Genomic DNA, 6,000 nt, shown 5'->3' with positions numbered 1-6,000 from the left:
CGTGGTCGCATCGATTACCGAGGTGCAGGCATCTCGATATAGAAAGTGGTTCCAACGCCCAGTTCGCTCTGATAATCGATGATGCCGCCAATGGCTAGAATGATCTCACGCGAGATATTCAGCCCTAGTCCCGTACCGCCGAATTGGCGCTGATCGGATGAGTCGAGCTGTGTAAACCGCCCGAAAACCTCATCTTTTACGCCATGCGGGATACCGACACCATGATCACGGACGTTGATCCGCACGCGGCCATGTTTCGTCGAGAGCCAGATTTCGACATCACCGTGATCAGGTGAAAACTTCGCTGCATTGGAGATGACGTTTCCCAATACCTGCGATAGCCTGCTCGGATCGGTATGAATATAGACCGGAGCAGTGGCCTCTAGCGGTGCAACAAGTTGGACATTGAACTTCTCAGCCAGCCCCTGATGCGCCTCCAAGGCTTCGGCAAGGAACCGCCGAACTTCGATCGTTTGCTTGTTGAATTTCATCTCACCCTCTTCGATCTTTTGCAGATCCAAAAGGTCATCAACAAGATCAGCCAGTCTTTGGCTGTTACGACCCGCGAGTTGCAATAACGATTGCGCATTTGGCGTGAAAGCGCCGAACTTTCCTGAATTGATCAGATCCAGCGACCCTTTGATAGAAGTCAGCGGCGTTCGCAGCTCGTGGCTGACAACAGCGACAAACTGAGATTTTAGAACCAGCGCGGCTTTTGCGCGTTCATGCTCGATCTTGAGTTCTTCAAGGTGTTTGAGGTCCTGACGATACATCCGCAGGAAGCCAAGCGAACAATCAATTAGGAAGTACATCACGAACAGAACCGTGAAAAACTGCAACCACATCTCGGACGACAGTGGCGGGCGATACACCCAAAGGTCGCGCACCGTGATGATCCCAAACGACATGCCATAAAGCGTGAGCCGTATTGCAAGCGTTCGGGCGATTTGGTGGTTGTTGATAGCCGCATACAACGCTGCTGCGAACAAGCAAAACAGCGCGGTAAATTCACCGATGCCGTCATCTGTTATGCCGACCCACACGGCATAGACACTGATCGACATGGCACTGACAACGGTGTTTGCCACAAAGCCGAAGAAAAGTTTTCGGGTTGCCTTGGTGTCCCCGTCTTGGACTTGTTCGACTCTTTGCGCCAACTGGAGATCAGTAAATTCACAGATCATTCCAACGGCAAAGAACAAGGCTGCCATCCACGGCACAAAGAAGAGTCCCGTCAGGATGGAAATCGCCAAGAGAATGCTTTGGCGCTGCCACGTCAGCGTTTTCACCGCACGAGAATAGTCGCGCAGATTTCGCAAAACCTGGTCGGACGCGCCAGTTACGTTGGCCTCACCGATCATGAAAACTACCGAAAACGCATCTGGGCCTACACGACAACGGCCAATGGCAGCAAAGATCGCCGTTCTGCGCCGAGAAAGAGAGCAGTCCGCTTGCCGTCTGGTGAGGGCTGATTTCCGCAGCAAATCGCATCAGATTACCGCTTTGACCTTTCGTTCCTTCAGGGACGTTTGCAAAGACAAGGAAATCGCTAACAGTGATACACGTTATAGATGATATTGGCCAACTTAGGCGAAAATGTGTTGTTACCACATTGTTTTCCCTCGCTATCAAGAAAAGGGCAAAGACTCGCCAAGCGTGCGAAAAAAATCATGGCTTTTGGTGTGTTGCTAACAGGCCTAACGACGCAAAGCGTCACCTCAAAATGGCTCACGCATGCGACCTAGTGCGCTACTTGCGCCAGGGCCCCAAGGTGCTCAGGGAGGTTCTTATATCGCGCTATTGGGCGCACGTGGTGGCCATAGGTTGTCGAAGCCTTGATCGGGACGAGCCCCGGAAACAAGGCCCGCAAATCCGCGCGAGCATCAGCGGTTAGTGCACCGACGGCGTGCGGACCGGGATAAAAGCTTTCAGTGGCCGCGCCATTGGCAAAGATGATTTGGTGAGCCGCAAACGCGAGGTGGTAATAGCTAACTTCGCGGCAACCCTGCATAACGCGCGCCTTGCCACCACGCATACGGGCCAGATGGGTCGCACGAACAAGTGTTTCGTCGCCGGCTTCATCTTTGAACAGCACACCGTGTTGAGGTGATACGATCAACGACGCATTTGCCCCAATCAGTTCCGGAGCCAACAACACTGGCCGCAGTTTCGGAGCGCGCATCAGGTCCCAGGCGCCCAAGCGTCGCGCCCCGACCCAGACCAATTCCTGAGGACCATTATCGCGGGTGATAACCTTATCGCCGGGTGACAGGTATTCGATTGGCACGTCGCCGCGCGTCGTGCGGATCTGCGTGCCCTTTGCAAAACAAACCACACCTGTGTTGTCTGCAGTGAAAAAGCTGTTGTCTGCTGAAGCGCCATCAAAGCGAATGCCTTGCCCGGTCGCGAATTCGATATTGTCCGAATAATCCGTCGTGTTGCCCTTGGTGTCGGTCGTGTTTGACTGGTTCAGGATGCCATCATCATCCTGGTCAGCCCAGACTTCGAAGATATTGTCGTAGTAGCTAGAGAGATCGATATAATCGTTATTGGTGGTATCACCGTCTAGCAGGGCTCCACTGTTCCCGACGTTGAAATCGGTGATCGTATCAAGACCATCCCCTGCAACATAGTCAAAACGATCATCTCTGTCGCCGCCGGTCAGGAGGTCGTCGCCGGTACCTCCCGTGATAATGTCCGCGCCTGAACCACCAGCAATGGTATCATTGCCGCCAAGACCAGAAAGACTGACGCCACTTGTATCAAGCGTTGCATCAATGCTGTCGTCTTTGCTCGACCCACTGATCGCTTCGATCTCACTGAATACGCCACTATCGCCATCAGAGTCGGAATAAACACCGGCTTCGTCGCCAGTAAACCTGACGAATGCTGCATCGTCGGCAAGGTCAAAAGCCAAGCGGTCGAAATCTGTACCGACAAGATCTTCACCGCCAATGACGGTTGCCGTGCCATAGCCAACCTGAATGATGTCGGAGCCGCCGCCACCGTCAAGAGTCGCATTCCAGAAGCTATCGATCAGCGTGTCATCGCCTGCTTCACCCAGAAGAGTATCGCCGACGCCGGTGTTGTTGCCCGCAATAAGTAGATCATTGTCCGCGCCGCCACGCAGCAAGTCATCCCCGTCGCCACCGTTCAGCGTGTCATTGCCCAACCATGCGTCAATTGTATCAGACCCTGCGCCGCCAAGAATGCTATCGTCACCCTCTCGGGAAGTGATGCTGTCATCACCATCGCCACCAAAGATCGTGTCATTGCCGTCGCCAGTGTCGATTGTATCATTGCCAGTGCCACCATCGTAAAATCGGTCGGTCACACTCAGCGGATCTGCACCGTAAGCCACCAGAAGATCGTTGTAAGCCGACCCGCTGATCGAAGTCATGCCACCATAATCATAGAACACAACATCGTAGGCTGCGAGGCTTGCATCAAATGTGCCGCCAACACCGAACGCTCCCTCAAAGCCGTCCGCGTAAGAAAACGTAAGAGTTTCACCAGCGCCGCTGATTGCTGTCCCACCGGTCCCGGACGTAAAGACAATATCAACAGACGTGGCGACATCATAGAAGCTCAGAAAATCAGTGAGGCCACCGTTATCGATCGAAATTTCATCGCCACCCAGATCGATGCCAGAGCCATTGAATCCGTCACCAATGTAAGCATTGTCCCGGCCAGTCCCCCCAATGACTTTATCTTTCCCCCCGTCAATAACGAAGCTGTCGTTGCCAGCGCCACCAAGCATGGTGTCATCGCCAGCGCCGCCATCAAGTGTATCGCGGCCGACGCCGCCATCGAGAGTGTCGTCACCGTCACCGCCATTGAGGGTGTCATTGCCACCACGCCCCTCGATCCAAGCCCCGACACGATCGGCAGAAGCATCAACGAAATCAGAACCATCTGTAAGGATCAGGTGTTCGATCTCGCTAAAGGTGATTGTGTTGGTGCCGTCTGTGATCGTGCCCGCTTCGTCACTGGTGTAGTTTACTTTTAGACTTGTTTTCAGTGCGGTCAGGTCAATCGTGTCAAGATCAACGGTGCCTTCACCGCCACTTATAGTGTCCAGCCCAAAGCCGTCTTGAATGACGAAAAGGTCCGATCCTGCATCCCCTGATAAGCTGTCATTGCCTGCGCCTCCGGTGATGACGTCATCGCCGCCACCCGCAAAGATCGTATCGGCACCCGCGCCGCCGACCAGCGTGTCATTGCCAGAACCCGTCGGCGCAACCGGGGTTACCGTAACATTGTCGATCATTAGATAGGTGTCATTTGAACCGGTCGACGTCGGATTGGAAAAACGAAGAATGACACTCTCATCGGCGGCTATAAAGTTAAGAGTGATGACCTCGCTGGCTTCGTTGGCGATCACCTCTGTTTGGCTTGTGATGACTTGCCCATTCGCGTCGATCACTTCGATCAGAAGCGTGTGATCAGCTGCCCCGCCACTGAGGTCATGTTCAAATGCATTGAGTGAAAGCGCGTATTCAGCGCCCGGTTGGGTCGCGATTTTTTGCTGCGCGGTGCCGCCGGTTCCATTGTTGTTGGCGTTGAACGCCATCGCATTGTCGCCACCCGGAGCGTAGACGAACGTGCCAGCCCCAGTCGTTGTCCAGCCGGTCGATCCTGAATCGAAACCTGAATTTGTAATATCGACCGGGTCAGCAGGGAAATCATCCCCATAAAGCAAATCGTTGCCATCGCCACCGTCAATAGAGTCATCGCCGGAACGACCGATGGACACGTCGTCGCCAGATTCTCCGTACAACCTGTCTGCACCTGAACCACCGATCAGCGTGTCATTGCCGTCTGACGCGTAGACACTAACCCCTGCGGTGTCGCTAGACGCATTGTAGGTGTCAGCATAAACGGTGCCCGAAGACTGCTCGATTGTAAGGAATGTGCCCGTTGCCGATGTGGCATTGAAATCATAAGCGCCCGCGCCGTCCCCGCTCCAGGTGACGGTGACCCCCGACGCGCTGGTTGGTGTGGCGAAGACCAGCTGATCGTAACCTGATCCACCAGCGATTAGGTTGGTTCCGTGGTCATCGGATACGGCAATGACATCCTGCCCATCGCCGCCGAACACTGTGTCAGTTCCCCTGCCGGATTCCAGATGGTCGTCACCGTCATTACCGATAAGAAGATCGTCGCCGTCATCGCCGATAATCGTGTCGTTGCCTCGCTCGCCGTAGACAACATCATTGCCATCGCCCGCATTGATATAGTCGTCACCATCATCGGCAAAAACAAAGTCATCGCCATTGGTGATCGAATCCCCTTCGGAATCAACATAGCCGGACATCAGCGTAATTGTATCGTTACCAGCGGTGCCATCGACCACAGCCTTGAAGTCAGCGACAGGCCGATCTGCACCCAGGTCTCCACCGTCATTAAGCACGGAGTTCAGGCTTAAGGATTGAATAGGCTTTGTGGTCAGCGCGGCTTGATCCGCATTTTGCGTCGCTTCCGGGGCCAGATATGTATTGCCGTCAACGTCTTGAAAAATAATGGCTGAAATAGTTGCCGATGTCCCATCGACATAGCTAATGGTCGCATCATAGAGCGCACTTGCGTCGAAAAGCTGCGGCGTTCCACCGTCTATCCGAAACGAGTCGTATCCACCCCCGTTGTCGGTGTCATAGGTAGAATTGTCATCTTCAGTGAGCCGCTCGGAAGACAGCGTCTGGACATTGGCGTGCAGGGGATCCGTTACTGTCCCATATGTTCCTAGCAAGCCAGCCGCGTTCTCGGCGATCTCATTACCTTGAGTCGTGTCCATCACCGGCAGCGTGCCGAGGTAAATCACTTCGAATGTGGTGGCCATGTAAAGGGCTCCGGAGCTGCGCTTATAGAACCAAACGGCTCTGAGCGCGCAGTCTTAAGACCTTCCTTAAGTTTTTCTGCCGGTGATGGGCTTCGAATACACGGATCAAATGGGTTAATGCGTGGATGGCCCTTGGTGCCACCTCAAGTATCGCGTGACGT

The 6,000-nt window shown here is 54.0% G+C and carries 2 protein-coding genes; both read right to left on the bottom strand.

The annotated features are described in order from the left end of the window. Positions 1–14 precede the first annotated feature (14 nt). Positions 15–1,361: a sensor histidine kinase gene (locus ACTG4M_RS04695; protein ID WP_439122480.1), complete on the bottom strand. Its 1,347-nt coding sequence runs from the start codon at positions 1,359–1,361 to the stop codon at positions 15–17. A 380-nt stretch (positions 1,362–1,741) separates the two neighbouring features. Beyond that, entirely contained in the window at positions 1,742–5,839 is a 4,098-nt protein-coding gene (locus ACTG4M_RS04690) for a Hint domain-containing protein (RefSeq protein WP_439122479.1), read from the bottom strand. Positions 5,840–6,000: the final 161 nt, after the last annotated feature.

Source organism: Marivita sp. (assembly GCF_965656765.1).
GTDB lineage: Bacteria > Pseudomonadota > Alphaproteobacteria > Rhodobacterales > Rhodobacteraceae > Marivita.
This window is presented reverse-complemented; position numbering and strand designations above follow the sequence as displayed.

Coding starts and splice junctions, on each gene's coding strand:
- ACTG4M_RS04695 (WP_439122480.1), bottom strand. CDS start 1,361: ATGATCGGTGAGGCCAACGTAACTGGCGCGTCCGACCAGGTTTTGCGA.
- ACTG4M_RS04690 (WP_439122479.1), bottom strand. CDS start 5,839: ATGGCCACCACATTCGAAGTGATTTACCTCGGCACGCTGCCGGTGATG.